General features: G+C 60.6%; 17 protein-coding genes. 9 read left to right on the forward strand and 8 right to left on the reverse strand.

Annotated elements, in window-relative coordinates; translation table 11 throughout:
- Positions 1-15 precede the first annotated feature (15 nt).
- The 6 genes from FLQ44_RS21515 to FLQ44_RS21540 all read left to right on the forward strand — a co-directional run bounded on the left by FLQ44_RS21515 (position 16) and on the right by FLQ44_RS21540 (position 6,720).
- Entirely contained in the window at positions 16-438 is a 423-nt protein-coding gene (locus FLQ44_RS21515) for a F0F1 ATP synthase subunit epsilon (RefSeq protein ID WP_147695998.1), read from the forward strand.
- A gap of 113 nt (positions 439-551) precedes the next feature.
- The gene (glmU, locus tag FLQ44_RS21520; RefSeq protein ID WP_147695999.1) at positions 552-1,916 is read left to right on the forward strand and encodes a bifunctional UDP-N-acetylglucosamine diphosphorylase/glucosamine-1-phosphate N-acetyltransferase GlmU; all 1,365 of its coding nucleotides are present in this window, start codon (positions 552-554) and stop codon (positions 1,914-1,916) included.
- 144 nt (positions 1,917-2,060) lie between these two features.
- Complete coding sequence (locus tag FLQ44_RS21525) at positions 2,061-2,837, forward strand: DeoR/GlpR family DNA-binding transcription regulator (RefSeq protein ID WP_147696000.1); 777 nt, start codon at positions 2,061-2,063, stop codon at positions 2,835-2,837.
- A gap of 15 nt (positions 2,838-2,852) precedes the next feature.
- A complete protein-coding gene (gene glmS, locus FLQ44_RS21530) occupies positions 2,853-4,682 on the forward strand; it encodes a glutamine--fructose-6-phosphate transaminase (isomerizing) (protein ID WP_147696001.1) in 1,830 nt (609 codons plus the stop codon).
- A 477-nt stretch (positions 4,683-5,159) separates the two neighbouring features.
- Positions 5,160-5,987 (forward strand): TIR domain-containing protein, encoded by an 828-nt coding sequence (locus FLQ44_RS21535; protein ID WP_170253059.1) that lies wholly within the window; start codon positions 5,160-5,162, stop codon positions 5,985-5,987.
- Between the two features lie 229 nt (positions 5,988-6,216).
- Positions 6,217-6,720 carry a hypothetical protein gene (locus FLQ44_RS21540; RefSeq protein ID WP_147696003.1) on the forward strand — a complete coding sequence of 168 codons (504 nt, stop codon included), beginning with the start codon at positions 6,217-6,219 and terminating at the stop codon, positions 6,718-6,720.
- Between the two features lie 271 nt (positions 6,721-6,991).
- Here the strand turns inward: FLQ44_RS21540 and FLQ44_RS21545 are convergent, their stop codons facing one another.
- The 4 genes from FLQ44_RS21545 to FLQ44_RS21560 form a co-directional block, all read right to left on the reverse strand.
- Complete coding sequence (locus tag FLQ44_RS21545; protein ID WP_147696004.1) at positions 6,992-7,645, reverse strand: DsbA family protein; 654 nt, start codon at positions 7,643-7,645, stop codon at positions 6,992-6,994.
- Positions 7,642-8,094, reverse strand: coding sequence for a disulfide bond formation protein B (locus FLQ44_RS21550; protein ID WP_147696005.1), 453 nt, complete (start codon positions 8,092-8,094; stop codon positions 7,642-7,644). The genes FLQ44_RS21545 and FLQ44_RS21550 overlap by 4 nt, the downstream gene beginning before the upstream one ends.
- A 91-nt stretch (positions 8,095-8,185) precedes the next feature.
- Positions 8,186-8,500 carry a hypothetical protein gene (locus tag FLQ44_RS21555; protein WP_147696006.1) on the reverse strand — a complete coding sequence of 105 codons (315 nt, stop codon included), beginning with the start codon at positions 8,498-8,500 and terminating at the stop codon, positions 8,186-8,188.
- A 113-nt stretch (positions 8,501-8,613) separates the two neighbouring features.
- A complete protein-coding gene (locus FLQ44_RS21560) occupies positions 8,614-10,200 on the reverse strand; it encodes a methyl-accepting chemotaxis protein (RefSeq protein ID WP_147696007.1) in 1,587 nt (528 codons plus the stop codon).
- A gap of 475 nt (positions 10,201-10,675) precedes the next feature.
- Here FLQ44_RS21560 and FLQ44_RS21565 point away from each other — a divergent pair, with 475 nt between their 5' ends.
- The gene (locus FLQ44_RS21565; RefSeq protein ID WP_147696008.1) at positions 10,676-11,086 is read left to right on the forward strand and encodes a PRC-barrel domain-containing protein; all 411 of its coding nucleotides are present in this window, start codon (positions 10,676-10,678) and stop codon (positions 11,084-11,086) included.
- A gap of 88 nt (positions 11,087-11,174) precedes the next feature.
- Positions 11,175-11,321 carry a lmo0937 family membrane protein gene (locus FLQ44_RS21570; RefSeq protein ID WP_147696009.1) on the forward strand — a complete coding sequence of 49 codons (147 nt, stop codon included), beginning with the start codon at positions 11,175-11,177 and terminating at the stop codon, positions 11,319-11,321.
- Positions 11,322-11,539: 218 nt separating this feature from the next.
- Here the strand turns inward: FLQ44_RS21570 and FLQ44_RS21575 are convergent, their stop codons facing one another.
- The gene (locus FLQ44_RS21575; RefSeq protein ID WP_170253060.1) at positions 11,540-12,160 is read right to left on the reverse strand and encodes a BPSL1445 family SYLF domain-containing lipoprotein; all 621 of its coding nucleotides are present in this window, start codon (positions 12,158-12,160) and stop codon (positions 11,540-11,542) included.
- Positions 12,161-12,518: 358 nt separating this feature from the next.
- On the opposite strand from FLQ44_RS21575, the gene FLQ44_RS21580 reads away from it, so the two are divergent.
- The gene (locus tag FLQ44_RS21580) at positions 12,519-12,863 is read left to right on the forward strand and encodes a zinc ribbon domain-containing protein YjdM (protein WP_017509463.1); all 345 of its coding nucleotides are present in this window, start codon (positions 12,519-12,521) and stop codon (positions 12,861-12,863) included.
- Positions 12,864-12,927: 64 nt separating this feature from the next.
- Here the strand turns inward: FLQ44_RS21580 and FLQ44_RS24655 are convergent, their stop codons facing one another.
- From FLQ44_RS24655 to FLQ44_RS21590, 3 genes are all read right to left on the reverse strand, one after another.
- Positions 12,928-13,056, reverse strand: a complete 129-nt coding sequence (locus FLQ44_RS24655) for a hypothetical protein (protein WP_276607903.1) — start codon at positions 13,054-13,056, stop codon at positions 12,928-12,930.
- Positions 13,057-13,130: 74 nt separating this feature from the next.
- A complete protein-coding gene (locus tag FLQ44_RS21585; RefSeq protein ID WP_147696010.1) occupies positions 13,131-13,670 on the reverse strand; it encodes a GNAT family N-acetyltransferase in 540 nt (179 codons plus the stop codon).
- A 4-nt stretch (positions 13,671-13,674) separates the two neighbouring features.
- Positions 13,675-15,726, reverse strand: coding sequence for a prolyl oligopeptidase family serine peptidase (locus FLQ44_RS21590; protein WP_147696011.1), 2,052 nt, complete (start codon positions 15,724-15,726; stop codon positions 13,675-13,677).
- Between the last annotated feature and the right edge of the window lie 39 nt (positions 15,727-15,765).

The raw sequence follows: 15,765 nt of genomic DNA on the forward strand, positions 1-15,765 counted from the left end.
TCAAGGAGACGGCTCATGGCCAAGATGCATGTGGAAGTGGTCAGCACTGAACAGCTCATCTATTCCGGCGAAGCGGAGTTCCTCGTGGCTCCGGCGCAGGAAGGCGAGCTCGGTGTTTACCCACGTCACGTGCCGCTTCTGACCCGTATCAAGCCTGGTGTACTGCGTTTGACAGTGCCAGGCTCCAAGGACGAGGTACTGGTGGCGGTGTCGGGTGGCATGATGGAAGTGCAACCGACCCACATCACCGTTCTGGCTGATACGGCGATCCGCGGTGAGGATCTGGATGAAGCTCGCGCCAACGAGGCCAAACGTGCCGCTGAGGATGCCCTCAAGCACGCTTCCGACGACCTGGACACGGCAAAAGCCCACGCAGCCCTGGCTGCAGCGATTGCCCAGCTCAAGGCGCTGGAATACCTCCGCAAGCGCGTGCACTAAGCGCACAACCGTGCGATGCAAGCTACAGGCTGCCACGAAAGTGGCAGCCTTTTTCATGCCCGCTTTAGGGCATAATAGTCACCTATCCAATACGAATTTCCGGGCACTTTGATATGGAATCTCTCAGCGTTGTCATCCTGGCTGCCGGTAAAGGCAAGCGTATGTATTCGGCCATGCCCAAGGTACTGCACCCCATCGGCGGCCAACCCATGCTGGCCCGTGTGATCAGCACGGCGCGCCAGCTGCAGCCATCGAACATGGTGGTGGTATACGGCCACGGCGGCGACCAGGTGCGCGAGCAGATTCGTGATGAAGACGTCGCCTGGGCACTGCAGGCCGAGCAGCTGGGCACCGGGCACGCACTGAAAATGGCGCTGTCGCAGCTGCCCAAGGTTGGCCGCACCCTGGTGCTGTACGGCGATGTACCGCTGACTACTGTCGAAACCCTGCAAAAGCTGCTGGATGCGGCGCAAAACGGCATGAGCCTGCTCACCGACGTACTGGCCGACGCCAGCGGCTATGGCCGCATCGTGCGTAACGCGGCAGGCGAGATTGTGGCCATTGTGGAAGACAAAGACTGCAATGCCGAGCAGAAAGCGATCCGCGAGATCAATACCGGCATGATGGTGCTGCCCAACGACAAGCTGGAAGGCTGGCTGGGCGAGCTGCGCAACGGCAACGCCCAAGGCGAGTACTACCTTACCGACGTGATCGAGCTGGCCGTACGCGACGGCATGGCCGTGCCGGGCGTCACCGTGGCTGCTGGCTGGGAAGCCGCTGGCGTGAACAACAAGGTGCAGCTGGCCGAGCTGGAACGCCAGCTGCAGCAAAACCAGGCGCGTGCGCTGCTGACCGCCGGCGTGATGCTGGCCGACCCGGCCCGTATCGATATCCGCGGCCAACTACAGCACGGCATGGATGTCAGCATCGACGTAGGCTGCGTGTTCGAAGGCCAGGTCACGCTGGGTGATAACGTGGAAATCGGCGCCTACTGTGTGTTGAAAAACGTGAGCATTGCCGCCGGTACCCGCATTGCACCGTACTCGCACCTGGAAGACGCCGTCGTGGGCGAAGCCTGCCGCATCGGCCCCTACGCCCGCCTGCGCCCGGGCGCAGAGTTGGCCGCACACGTGCACGTGGGCAACTTTGTCGAGATCAAGAAAGCCACCGTGGGCGAAGGCTCCAAGGTGAATCACCTCACGTATATTGGCGATGCGCAAATCGGCAGCAAGGTCAACGTAGGCGCTGGCTCGGTAACCTGCAATTACGATGGCGTGAACAAGTTCAAGACCGTTATCGGCGATAACGTGTTTGTCGGCTCCGGCACCCTGATGGTGGCCCCCGTTACGCTGGAAGCCGGTGCCACCATTGGTGCAGGCTCGGTCGTGACCAAAACTGCCCCCGCCGGCCAGCTCACCGTCGCCCGCGCCAAGCAGCTGACCGTGCCTGGCTGGCAGCGCCCGCAAAAGCTGAAATAAGCTGCTTTGCTGTACCCAATCCACACCGCCAGCGCCCCGTGCCCTGGCGGTTTTTTCATGCCGCTGCCGGTGGCGCATCGCCGACTTGTCATTGACCATGCGTACTGCTAATATTTCGCAAAACTTACGAACCGAAATATTTGAATGACCAAACGTAACACCCAGCAGCGTCGCCACGCCATCGTGGCCCTGGTGCAAGAGCGTGGCGAGGTGAGTGTAGAAGACCTCACCCAGCGTTTTGCAACCTCGGAAGTCACCATTCGCAAAGACCTGGCCCTGCTGGAAACCGGCGGCCTGCTGCTGCGCCGTTACGGTGGCGCCGTGTCGCTACCCACCGAAATGGTGGCGGAAAGTGACCCGATAAAAGTTTCGGAACGAAAGCAGGCTATCGCCCGTGCCGCTGCCGAGCGCATTCGCGACCATAATCGCGTGATTATCGATAGCGGTACCACCACCAGCGCCATGATCCCGCTGCTGGGCAACAAGCGCGGCCTGATCGTGATGACCAACTCGCTGAACGTGGCTGGCAGCCTGCGCGAGCTGGAAAACGAGCCCACGCTGCTGATGACCGGCGGTACCTGGGACCCGCATTCCGAATCGTTTCAGGGCCAGATCGCCGAGCAGGTACTGCGCTCCTACGATTTTGACCAGTTGTTTATCGGCGCCGACGGCATCGACCTGGCGCGTGGCACCACCACCTTCAACGAGCTGGTGGGCCTGTCGCGCGTGATGGCCGAAGTCTCGCGCGAAGTGGTGGTCATGGTGGAGTCCGACAAGATCGGCCGCCGCATTCCCAACCTGGAGCTGCCGTGGGCACGCATCCAGACCCTGATCACCGACGACGCCCTGGCCCTCGACGCCAGGGAAACCATTCAGGCCAAAGGGGTCACGCTGATCTGTGCCCCCTTTCGCCATGCTTGATACAAGGAGAAGTGTATGTGCGGCATCGTAGGCGCGATTGCGCGTCGTAATATTGTTCCTGTGCTGGTAGAAGGCCTGAAGCGCCTGGAATACCGTGGCTACGATTCGTCCGGCATCGCCGTGCACGTCGGCAGCGACATCACCCGCGTGCGCCGGGTTGGCCGCGTGGCCGAAATGGAAGCCGCCGCCCAGGCAGATAATGTGCAAGGCGAGCTGGGCATAGGCCACACCCGCTGGGCCACCCACGGCGGTGTGACCGAATACAACGCCCACCCGCACGTGTCGCACGGCCTCATCGCCGTGGTACACAACGGCATTATCGAAAACCACGAAGAAAAGCGCGAAGCCCTGAAAGCCGCCGGCTACGTGTTCGAATCGCAAACCGACACCGAAGTCATCGCCCACCTGGTACACCAGTACTACGTGGTAGAAAAAGACCTGTTCCGTGCCGTGCACCGCGCCACCCGCGAGCTCACTGGCGCCTACGCCATCGGCGTTATCGCGCTGGACCGGCCCGACGAACTGGTGTGCGCGCGCATGGGCTGCCCGCTGCTGGTGGGCCTGGGCGAAGGTGAAAACTTCATCGCCTCCGATGTCTCCGCCGTGCTGTCGGCCACCCGCCGTGTGATCTTCCTGGAAGAGGGCGACATCGGCCACCTTACCCGCGACAGCGTGAAGCTGATCGACAAAGACGACCAGCCGGTAGAGCGCAAAGTGCACGTATCCGACGTGTCGCTGGCCTCGCTGGAGCTGGGCCCGTACAGCCACTTCATGCAAAAAGAAATCCACGAGCAGCCCAAAGCGCTGTCCGACACCATCGAAGTGGTACTGGACGACGGCTTCGTGCCCGAGCTGTTCGGCCCCGCTGCGGCCAACGTATTGCCACAGCTCACCGGCGTGAAGATCCTGGCCTGCGGCACCAGCTACTACGCCGGCCTCACTGCCAAATACTGGATCGAAAGCATCGCCGGTGTGGTGTGCGACGTGGAAATCGCCAGCGAATACCGCTACCGCGACGCCTACGCCGACCCGAACCACCTGGTGGTCACCATCTCGCAGTCCGGCGAAACACTGGACACCATGGAAGCGCTGAAATACGCCAAGAGCCTGGGCCACCAGCACGCGCTGTCCATCTGCAACGTGCGTGAATCCGCCATCCCGCGTGCGTCCGAGCTGGTGTTCTACACCCGCGCCGGCGCCGAAATCGGCGTGGCCTCCACCAAGGCCTTCACCACCCAGCTGGTTAGCCTGTTTGCGCTGGCGGTAACGCTGGGCAAGGTACGCGGCCGCGTCAGTGCAGCACAAGAAACGCAATACCTGGACGAACTGCGCCACCTGCCGGGCAGCGTGCAGCACGCGCTGAACCTGGAGCCGCAGATCAAAGCCTGGAGCAGCCAGTTTGCCGCCAAGAACGACGCCCTGTTCCTCGGCCGCGGCCTGCATTACCCCATCGCGCTGGAAGGCGCGCTGAAACTGAAGGAAATCTCCTACATCCACGCCGAAGCCTACCCGGCCGGCGAGCTGAAGCACGGCCCGCTGGCGCTGGTAGACGAAAACATGCCGGTGGTGGTGATCGCCCCCAACGACGTGCTGCTGGAAAAAGTGAAATCCAATATGCAGGAAGTGCGCGCCCGTGGCGGCGAGCTGTTCGTGTTTGCCGACGCCGACAGCCACTTTGTCGATTCCGACGGCGTACACGTCATCCGCACCCCGCGCCACGTGGGCGTGCTCAGCCCCATCGTGCACTCCATCCCGGTGCAGATCCTGGCCTACCACGTCGCCCTGGCGCGCGGCACCGACGTGGACAAACCACGCAACCTGGCCAAATCGGTAACCGTGGAATAAGGTTGGCCGCAGGCAGCACCACGCTGCCGTACCAACAGCAAAGGGGCCTTGGGCCCCTTTTTTCATGCCTGCTGCTACCGCCCATTGCCCGTCGCCACATAAGGCATTGCCGTTTCTGGCGGTAGCCCGGATAAGGCGCAGCCGCATCCGGGGGCATTGGACCCCCACGCTTGGCAGCCCCCTTGTGGCTCACGCGGTACTCCAGCTGCGTATAGCAAAGCCGGATGTACCATTCGCTTATCGGGGCTGCACGCAGATGCGAGCAGTAGGCTGTACTTGTTGTGGCCTTTCATATACTGTTGGCATCGAATTTTGGGTCTTAGGGCGGTGCCTGTGAGGAAACACCATCTTCTATTGCCCGGATAAGGTGCAAAAGCATCTGTGTCTGGTAGGGGCCAGTTGCAAGAGGTTGGCAGCATCAGGACTACGTGCCTTGCAAGCTCAACTAAATTTACGAAGTTCAGTGAGGAGAATAAAGTGAAAGTATTTATTTCTTGGTCAGGTGAGCGAGGTAAGAAAATCGGTGAAGCCTTCAAACAATTGTTACCAGATGTCATTCAGTCTATAGAGCCATTCTATTCGCCTGACATTGAGAAAGGGCAGCGATGGTCCGCTGAGATCGAAAAGAATCTAAAAGATTCAAAAGTTGGTATTATTTGTGTAACCCCAGAGAGTATGATTTCTCCGTGGCTAATGTTTGAGTCTGGGGCGATAAGTAACGCTAAGTTGTCTAGTGTATGTCCGCTTTTGTTTCAGGTTGAACCAGCACAACTTCAAGGTCCTCTCAGCCAATTTCAGGCTACTCCATATTCTGAGTCAGAAATTCGGAAGTTATTGTTTTCCATTAATGAGTTTTTATCAGTGCCGCTCAGTGAAGCACAGCTGAATAGAACATTTGACCGTTGCTGGTCAGAGTTTAATAAGGCGATTGAAGAAGCCTTGAAGATCAATGTGGAAGCGAAAATCCCTGAGAGAAGGCCTGATGTCGAATTGATTGAGGAAATATTATCAACAGTGCGAATGATTGCAAATAATGCGCCGGAGGAGGATTCGGCTAATCATTGGATTGTATTGTACACAACATTAACTGATTTTGGAAATCAAATGGCGCAAATAGGCCATTCGGAGTTGTCAGATAAGGATGTGGAAATGCTCAAATGCACACTAAAAAGCATGCGAACATCATTGAATTTAGCTCAGCCGAAAATTACAAAAGCTTTGAGGAGTAAGGAATTGGCACTGGAGGCAAAGGCAATGATGGCAAAGCTCGAGTCGGCTATCAATGATCTTGATATACCATTCTAATTTTGCCAATGACATAGTTAAATTGGCACGACTATATTTGAAGGGTTTTAGTAAGTGGCAAGTAGCAAGTAGCCCGGATAAGGCACAGCCCCATCCGGGGAACAGCCGAATACCCAAGGTTAGCCGCACCCTGTCGGATGACCAAGTGGCCGCGCCAAGACAAACAACCCCGGATGCGCCGTTGGCTTATCCGGGCCACGGGCTGAATAATTAACGGGGAAATGCATTTATGGCAACGGAAACTTCAATCGAGTTTGCTGCTAAAAAATGGCTGATGCTAAGTATATGCATATCTGCATTTCTCATGGCTGTTTCGCTTTTAATATTTATATATGACCCAGAAATTGAAACGGACAATATATTCTATTGTGACAATGGCGTGAATGCATTTTTTAATTCATCTATTTATTGGATAAAAAACATATCACTTTTATTAAATGTTGCAATCTCATTTTATTTCTTAATGATGAATTGGCGATCAATTGTTAATGATGGCTTTGCTGGTTATGCGGAAATGCCAGCTGTGCAGTTGTTGGTAATTTTAATATTTTCTTTATTCTTTGTGATATTTTATCCATTTGTGGTGGTGGATGTTGATGGCAATTGCGAAGCCATTAGGCGTGGTGTTATTTCTTTTGTTTTTTTTGGCATAATAACCAATATAGCATTCTATATAATGATAATTGCTATATTCGCCATTCCTTCTGAGATGAAGCGGAGAATTAGCAAGTAGCAAGTAGCCCGGATAAGGCACAGCCGCATCCGGGGTGCAGCCAGATACCCAAGATTGGCCGCATCCTGCCGGATGACCAAGTGGCCGCGCCAAGACAAACAACCCCGGATAAGGCGTAGCCGCATCCGGGGAGCCGTACGCCCAAGGTTGGCCGCATCCGTTCAGGTGGCCTCCTACTTCTGCGGCATACATCAACCTCAAATTTGTCGCTAGGCAAGACAAAGGCGGGCTTCATCTGGCAGCCCGCCTTTGTCGTTAGCGCTTGCTGGCCTTAGCGGCTGGCTTTGGCGATTTCTTCCGCTACCAGCGCTTGCAGCTGGGCATGGCCAAAGCTTGGTAATGGACGGCCGTTGACGAAGAACTCCGGCGTTTTGCGCACTTGCAGGGTTTGCGCATCTGCCAGGTCCTGCGCGATGACATTGGCGATGTCCGCTGCTGCCATATCGCTTTTCAGTTTGGCCATGTCCAGCCCCACTGCGGCCAACGGTGCCCAGATCCGTTCTTTATCCACGCTGTGGTTTTGTGCCAGCTCATCCTGCGCGGCCAGTAAGGCGTCCATTGCTTCCCAGTACTTGCCTTGCCGGCGGGCGGCTTCCAGCGCGGCGACCAGTTGGTCGGACCCTGCATGGAAGGGGGCGTAGCGCAGTACCAGGCGGATCTTGCCGGGGTTGGCCGCCATCATGTCCTTGATCAGCGGGTAAAAGGCGCGGCAGGTTTCGCAGGCGGGGTCGAAGAACTCGACCAATACCACCGGGGCATTGGGGTTGCCCAGCGCTGGCGAGTGCATGCGTACCAGTGCCTCGCGGTTGACGCTGGCCTGCTGTGCGGCCTGTTCGCGCTGCTGCGATTGGTAAAAGGCGCTTGCCGCCAGAAAGCCGGACAGCAAGACGGTGGCGGCCACGATGAAGAGGGTTTTCGGTTTCATTTGCATGCTCGTAAGTGGGTTGCCAGTAGTAAGGCGGTAATGGTGAGGAAGGCGGCGGCCGATAGCAGCGGGATGGTGACAAAGCCGAACCACTCGATGACGGTGACCGAGCACGGCACGCCCTGGCTGCATGGCAGCATGGCCTCGGGGATGACGCCGGCAGCCACCAGCAGGTGGAAGCACGCAATCAGGCTGCCGGGCACGGCCAGGGCCAGCCCGTAGCGCGCTACTTTGTGGTCGTAGGGAAACAGCCCCAGTGGCAGCAGCAGTACCAGCGGAAACATGAAGATGCGCTGGTACCAGCACAGCACGCAGGGTGTCAGCATCATTACTTCGCCAAAAAACAGGGCGCCAAGGGTGGCCAGCGTGGCCAGTAGCCAGGCGGCAAATACCAGTAGCCAGGCCGCAGGGGTTGGCCGCACCGGTGTGGAACGGGTCAGAAAAGTCATGAATGTGCCTTGGGCGGAATGCAGACGCACCGCTGCCAGCGTGCCGGCAACGGTGAGGATGGGGGCGCCGGCTGGGGCCGGCGCAAGGGTGTCAGGCGGCGGGGGGCCGGATGGGGGGCGCGATGGTGCGCATGGCCAGGGCCGGTGGGGCATGGCCTTGCTGAGGCGCCATGAAGGCGGCTGCCAAGGGGGCGTTGCCTGCCGGCTGCGGGCTGGCGTGCAGGGCGCAGCAGTCTTCACCGCACGCAGGCTGTTCCGGCTCGCCACTGTGTTTGCCCGCGCAGGTTTGTACGCAGCAGCGCAGGCTGGCGTCGGCGCAGCTGCCGCCGCTATGGGCCAGGCTCATCGCTTGTAGCGATAGCAGCATCAGTGCCAGTAACAAACAGGTAAGGCGGACAAGGCGCATGCGGTGGCACTTAGCTCGGGTGCGGTTTGGTCGGAATAGGCTGGGCTGCAGGGTGTGCAGCCGCGTGCGCTATGACCCGGCGTGCTGGCGAGGGTTCCGGGCCGGGTGATGCCTTACAGGTGGCGCTCGAAGTGCTGCACCAGGCGGCGCAAGTCGTCCGCCGTGGTGTGCAGCTGTTCGGCATAGGCGTGGGTCTGGTGGATGTTGTGGCTGTTTTGCTCGGTTAGCGTATTCATGGCCTCCATGTTCAGCGCCACTTCGGTGGAGGTGGATGACTGCTGTTGCAGCATGTCGGCTACTGTTTGCGATGCGGTTGAGACGCCATGGCTGGCCTGGCGGATAGCGCCCAGGCTGTCGCTGGCGCCGCGCACGGCCGTGGCGACCTGGCTGACTTGTGCCAGGGCGTGCTGGATGCTGAGCGTGACGTCGCTGGTGCGCTGCATCAGCACGCTGATAGATTGTTCGATTTCTTTGGTGTTGCCGGCGGTGCGCTCTGCCAGGCTGCGCACTTCGTCGGCGACTACGGCAAAACCACGGCCGGTTTCGCCTGCGCGGGCGGCTTCGATGGCCGCATTCAAGGCCAGCAGGTTGGTCTGGTTGGCAATGTCCTTGATCACCAGCGCGACATTGCCGATGTCCTGGGTAGATTGCTGCAGCACGGCAATGGCGTCATGGGAGGCCTGAAACTCGTGCATCGCCACGCTGGTGGCTTGCTCGGTCTGCTGCATGGCCTGCTCGCCGGCCAGGGTAAGCTGGCGGGCTTCGTCGGCATGGCCAGCGCCGTTGCGCGTGGCGTGCGAAATCTCGGTGACGGATACCGATAGCTGCTCCAGCGCGGCCGCTACACGGCTGATGCCGTCCAGCGCCTGCTCGCCGCGGCCTTTCAGTGTGGCGGCCTGCTCGTTGACGGCGGCGGCAATGCTGCCCACATCGTTGGCACCGCCTACCACGTCGGCGATAACGGCGCGGGTATTGATGCGCATGCTTTCCAGTGCCAGGCCCATGTCGCGCATCTCGGCACAGCCTGCGGGCTGGAACGGCTCGCCGAAATGACCTTCGCCCAAGCGGTGTATGCCCTGGCGGATGTGCGCCAGCGGCGCAATGGCCTGACGCCGCAGCCACAGCCCCCCGCCCAATAGCCATACGGACAGCAGCAGGCTCACCGCCGCCGCCACGCCATCGGGTAGTAACAGGCTGAGGGGTAGCAGCAATACGGCCGGTAGCAGCAGCCACAGCAGCAGGCGGTCCAGGCTGGTGCCGTTGTCTATGCGTGTGGGTGGCAGGCTGACGCGTTTGGCACGGATATCAGCGTATAGCTGTTCGGTGGCAGCAACTTGCTGGCGGTCCGGGCTGTTACGTACCGACATGTAGCCGGTGATACAGCCGTTTTCGCGGATGGGCGTGGCGTAGGCATCTACCCAATAGAAGTCGCCGTTCTTGCTACGGTTCTTGACCAGGCCGCGCCAGGGGTGGCCGGCCTTGATGGTGCGCCACATATCGTCGAAAGCCTCGGGCGGCATGTCGGGGTGGCGCACGATATTGTGCGGCTGGCCTACTAGCTCTGCCTCACTAAAGCCGCTGATGTCGATGAAAGCACGGTTGGCATAAGTGATGATGCCGCGCAGGTCGGTCTTGGTGACGATGGGGCGCTTGGGCACCAGAAAGCGTTCGGTCTGGGTGACGGGCAGGTTGCTGCGCATGGTGGGTGTCCTTGGGCCTTGGCCGTGCTTGTGCGTGCTGTTTTATAGGAAGTGATAACAATATATTATAAATAAAACTATAAATAGGCAAATTGCATAGCCATCCTGCGTCACGGGTACAGCATGGCTGCAACACACCCTGCGGCCATGCAGCCCAGGCATGCGGCCAACTCAAGCGGTGGCTACTTGCTAGCCCTATGCCATTAAGCAGGCACGGTGAGTGCGGCAGCCTGCCGGCCTAGCCATGGCGCGCTGTGGGTGTATGCGTGGGGGGCTGCGCGTGGCCCCGGCGTGCCACATGCCGCCAGGTGCTGAGCTTGGGATCGCAGTGCTTTGCCCGCGTGGTTGGCCGCGGTGGCCCTTAGGTGTGCAACCGAACAGACCATGGCGGGCGGCTGGCGTAAACCGGAGTGGTAGCCAGCGCTATCCGTGGTTACGGCAGAGGCGGTCTGCGCCTAGGGCAAAGGAGAATGTAATGAACAAGATGCAGCGCAATAGTGATGGCACGCACGGTACCGACCACGGTGCCGGCGGGCCGGGCCCCTATCTGATGGGTGCCCATACGCTGACCGGTGATGCGGTGCTGAATCGGCAGGGTGAGGTGCTGGGCGATATCAAGGAAATCATGCTGAATGTCAAAACCGGGCAGGTGGCTTATGCCGTGCTGGCTTTTGGCGGCTTCATGACCATGGGTGAAAAGCTGTTTGCCGTGCCTTGGCGTGCCCTGGTGCTGGACCCTGCCAACAAGGGTTTTGTATTGAATGTCACCAAAGAGCGTTTTGCCAATGCCCCTGGTTTTGACAAAGACGCGTGGCCGGACATGGCCAATCCAGCCTGGGCCAGTACCGTCCATACTTTTTACGGTACCGACGTGTCTGTCGATTAGGTTCTAGCGGGTAGGTTCTGGCAGGGCAGTGTCCGGCGCGTGTCTTGGCATGCCCCGCTACTGCCTGCCTGTTTGCAGGAGTGCCATCATGTTGGAAAGCATTATTGTGGTTCTGTTTGTACTGTGGGCCTTGGGCATGGTGACTTCTTACACCATGGGGGGGCTGATTCATTTATTGCTGGTGCTGATTCTGATCGCGGTATTACTGCGTATCATGCGCGGCCGGCGGCTCTAGCCGGGCGGTGCTGGTTTGGGCCTACTGCAGCGGGCGTAGCACCGTCAGCCCCGCCGTAGTAGGCACGCAGTCATGATCTGGCCGCACTACCGTGTAAGCGGTGTGCGGCCAGGTCATGATTGCCCCCTTGGGCGTGGTGTCAGCTACGACGCACCGCCCGGTATGCGCTTGTGGCTTATCCGGGCGGCGGTGGCAGGCTATGCCGGGCGCGGTGGTGTCTATTTGCCGTGTTCATGCCCGCTAGACGTGCTGGTCTCGTCTGGGGAGGACATGGTGTTGGTGTCCAGCCGCGACACTTTGGTGCCTTGCAATGACACATTGAACATCAAGCCGCCATTGGTCATGACAAAGCCGACTACCGGGGCGGTGGCGGTGTCGGTATTCACCGAGCCGTCTGCGCCGATGGTCAGCAAGGCGACGTTGGCGTCCACACCCGCTGTCCAGCCATTACCCTGGCGGAAGTGGTCCAGTGCCTCCTGCGTCATGAACAGAAAGACCAGCGCCTTGGACTGCGCGCCGGCCTGAAAGCCCAGCGACCCGGTCATGGTTTTGTAATAGCCAGCCTGCGCATTGCCTACGCGCAATTCGCCCTCGCCATACGCACCGCCCACCACAAAGCCTGCCGTCAGTACCGATGGAAACACCAGTACCCCTTTGGCCTTGGCCACCAGTTCGCGCGAGCCTTTGGCCTGCAGGTAGAGCTTGCCCAGTGTGTCGTCCACATTGGCATGAATGGCCGCGCGTTGCGACAGGGTGCTGCGCTGATAATCGGGCATGGTCGTGGTGCAGCTGGCCAGTGCAACACTGAGCGAGAGCACCCAAACAGTTCGTTTGAACATGACAAAACCTCCGGTGAAACCGTACAAGAATTTGTGCGGGGCGGTGCAAGATCAGACAGCATCCCGCAAACGCTGGCTTTGTTCGGTACGCCAGCACACATTGCTATGGTTTTGCGCGCTACTGCGATAAAAGGGCTGCGGCGGGCCGGCGGCTGGGGTGATGGCAGCGCGACACGCAGCCGGTAAAAGGTTGGCCGCATGGCAGGTTTACCGTGGCGGGGCGCCAGAATTTCCGCGCGTGCCGGCGGGGCGATGCAGGCCAGCAGCACCGGCACGAGGATGAGCCCGATTTGCGGCGCGGGCCCCCAACGGGGGATAATGCCCCTTTTGCCTGTAAGGCAAACCCGAAAGGAATAGCATGAGCGCTCTACCAAACTGCCCGGCCTGTCAGTCCGAATTTACCTACGAAGACGGCAGCCTCTACGTTTGCCCGGAGTGCGCGCACGAGTGGCCACAGGATGGCGCCGCCGCCGTGGAAGCAGAAGAAACCCGCGTGATTCGCGACGCCAACGGTAACCTGCTGCAAGACGGCGATAGCGTTACCGTGATCAAAGACCTGAAAGTAAAAGGCAGCTCGCTGGTGGTAAAAGTGGGTACCAAGGTAAAGAACATCCGCCTGGTGGATGGCGACCACGATATCGACTGCAAGATCGACGGCATCGGCCAGATGAGCCTGAAGTCGGAGTTTGTGAAGAAGGCCTGATTGAGCGGCCTTATCAGCGAAAAAGCTGCCAGATGGCAGCTTTTTTATTGCCCGGCGTGTTGTGCTAGCGCGGGATGATGACGATGGCGGGCTGAAGCATGGCCATTTTTTTGGCGGCTTTGGCGGCCTTTTTCTCTTTCGGGTTGAGCACGGCGTGCTTTTTGGCTTCCTTGCTGCGTTGTTGCGATTTCATGGTGCCACCTCTCGCGGCGACCGGCGGTGCCGGGGTCAGGGCCAGTATAGGCCTGCCCCGGCCAGGGCCCGGTTTTATTGCGTCGTGCTGTTGCGCGGCTGGCCTGCGGCGCCCAGCGGCAGCACCATTTCGTGCCACTGCATGCCGCCGTGCAGCGAGGCCGACGGCTGCACGTACTGGTAGCCCATATGGGTGTACAGCGCCACGTGCTGCGGCTTGCACATCAGGTGGATGGCCTGCTTGCCGGCGGCCTGCATACGCTGGATAAAGGCGCGCATCAGCAGGCCGGCGTAGCCATGGCCCTGCCAGGCCGGGTCGACGACTACCGACATGATCACCACGTTGGCCGCAGCCGGGTCGTGGCCGATCAGCTCCTTGAACGCTTCGTCGGCCATTTCCACCTGGTGCGCGCAGCCGCTGTTGATGAAGCCCACCAGCTCGCCGTCGCATTCCAGCACCAGAAAACCGGCTGGGTACTGTGCAATGCGCAGTGCGATTTTTTCGGCGGTGGCGGCCTCGTCGCCTTCGTAGGCGCTGCTTTCGATGGCGTAGCAGCGGGCGGCGTCGCGCGGCTCGGCCTGGCGCAGGGTCAGTTGCGGGGTGTGTGGGGTCATGGTGTTAATCCATCAGTTGGCGGTACAGGTACACCAGTACCCGCGCCAGTTCTTCGGCAGTTTGCGCCTGGCCGGTGTTGCCACCATGGCCGCCGCCCTCGGTTTCAAACAGTAGTGCGTCGTGGCCCAGCGCCTGCAGGCGCGCCACCATCTTGCGCGCGTGTGCCGGGTGCACGCGGTCGTCCTTGCTGCTGGTGGTGAACAGCGCCAGCGGGTAGGCGGCGTCGCCACGCACGTGGTGGTAAGGCGAGTACGCTGCCAGCGCGGCGCGCTCGGCGGGGTCGTCCGGGTCGCCGTATTCGTCCACCCAGCTGGCACCGGCCAGCAGTTCGGTGTAGCGCAGCATGTCCAGCAGCGGCACCTCGCACACCACAGCATTGAACAGCTCGGGGCGCTGCGTGAGGCAGGCGCCCACCAGCAGGCCGCCGTTGCTGCCGCCTTCTATGCCCAGCCGGCGCGGGCTGGTGATGCCACGGGCGATCAGGTCTTCGGCTACCGCGATGAAGTCGTCAAAGCTCACCTGGCGGTTTACGCCCTGCGCGGCCTGGTGCCAGGCCGGGCCGAACTCGCCGCCACCGCGGATATTGGCTACGGCGAAGACGCCGCCTTTTTCCAGCCATTGCGGGCCGAAGTTGTCCATGTAGTAGGGCATCATCGGTACCTCGAAACCACCGTAGCCGTACAGCAGCGTGGGCGCGCTGCCATCCAGCGCCAGGCCGGCGCGGTGCACCACAAAGTACGGGATGGCGGTGCCGTCCGGCGCGCTTGCGTGGTACTGCGTAGCCACGTAGCCGCTGGCGTCAAACGCGGCGGGCTGCTGGCGCAGCACCTCGGGCTCGCCACCAGCCAGCAGGTCTAGCCGGTACAGGCCGGCGGGGGTGAGGAAGTCGCTGTAGCTGTAGTACAGCAGGTTGCTGTGCCACGGCTGGTCGGCAAACTCCACCACGCCGCCCTGCGGCAGCGGGTTGGCGTGCGGCTGCCAGCCGCCATCGGCCCAGCGCAGGGTGTCGAGCCGGCTTTTCACGTTGTCGATCACGATAATGGCCAGCAGGTCCAGCGTGGCTTCTACCATTTCTACCGACTGGCGCGCCCCAGGCACACACAGCGGCTGGATGCGGCCAACCTTGCCGCTGTTGGCGGCGCAGGCTACCGCCAGCAGGCTGCCGGCGGCGTAGTGCTGGCCGGCAAACGGCCAGTCTTCGGCCAGTTTGACGATCAGGTCGCCGTGGCTATAGGCCTCGATCTCGGCGCGTGGCGGCAGCGGTAGTGCCACCAGGCTATCGCCATTTAGCAGGTAATAGGTTTTGCTGTAAAAGCTGTCCGAGGCTTCGACGATGTCGAACGCAGTAATGCTGCCGGGGGCCAGCGGGTTGGCCGCATCCAGAAAACGCCACGCCGCCGCCATCATGGCGTCTTCGTCCAGCTGCAGCAGCGGCTGCGCATCGGCCCAGCTTTGCCCGCGTGCCTGCAGCCATACCTCGCGCGGGTAGCCGGCGCGGGTGAGCTGGCTGTCGTCCCACGCCGGGCACACAAACACGTTGTCCAGGTCGCGCCAGGCCACGTGGTTTTTGCCGTAGGGGAAGGCAAAGCCGCCCGCCACAAAGGCACTGGCGGCCAGGTCGTATTCGCGGGTGACGCTGGCGTCGCTGCCGCCGGGGGTAAGGCTCAGTAGCACGCGGGTGGGCTGCAGCGTGTAGTGCGACACGCCGTCCAGGTACCAGTCCACCTCTTCGTCGGCGGCCAGCTGGTCGATGTCGATGACCACCTGCCAGTCCTGCGCGTTGGCGCGGTAGCTGTCCAGCGTGGTGCGGCGGTAGATGCCGCGCGGGTGGGCATCGTCCTGATGAAAGTTGTACAGCCAGCCGTCGTGCTCGGCAAAAAACGGAATCTGCCGCGTGTCGCGCAGGTTGGCCAGGATCTCGGCCTGCAGGCCGGCAAAGCGCGGGTCGCTGTCCAGGCGGGTGCGGGTGGCGGTGTTCTGGGCGGCCACCCAGTCTAGCGTGGCAGGGGCGTCCAGGCTTTCTAGCCAGGCGAAATCATCGGTGTGTGTGGTCATCGGGGCAGAGCAAAAGGTTGGCCGCAAGGCAGCAATGCG

The organism is Vogesella mureinivorans, from assembly GCF_007644035.1.
GTDB lineage: Bacteria > Pseudomonadota > Gammaproteobacteria > Burkholderiales > Chromobacteriaceae > Vogesella > Vogesella mureinivorans.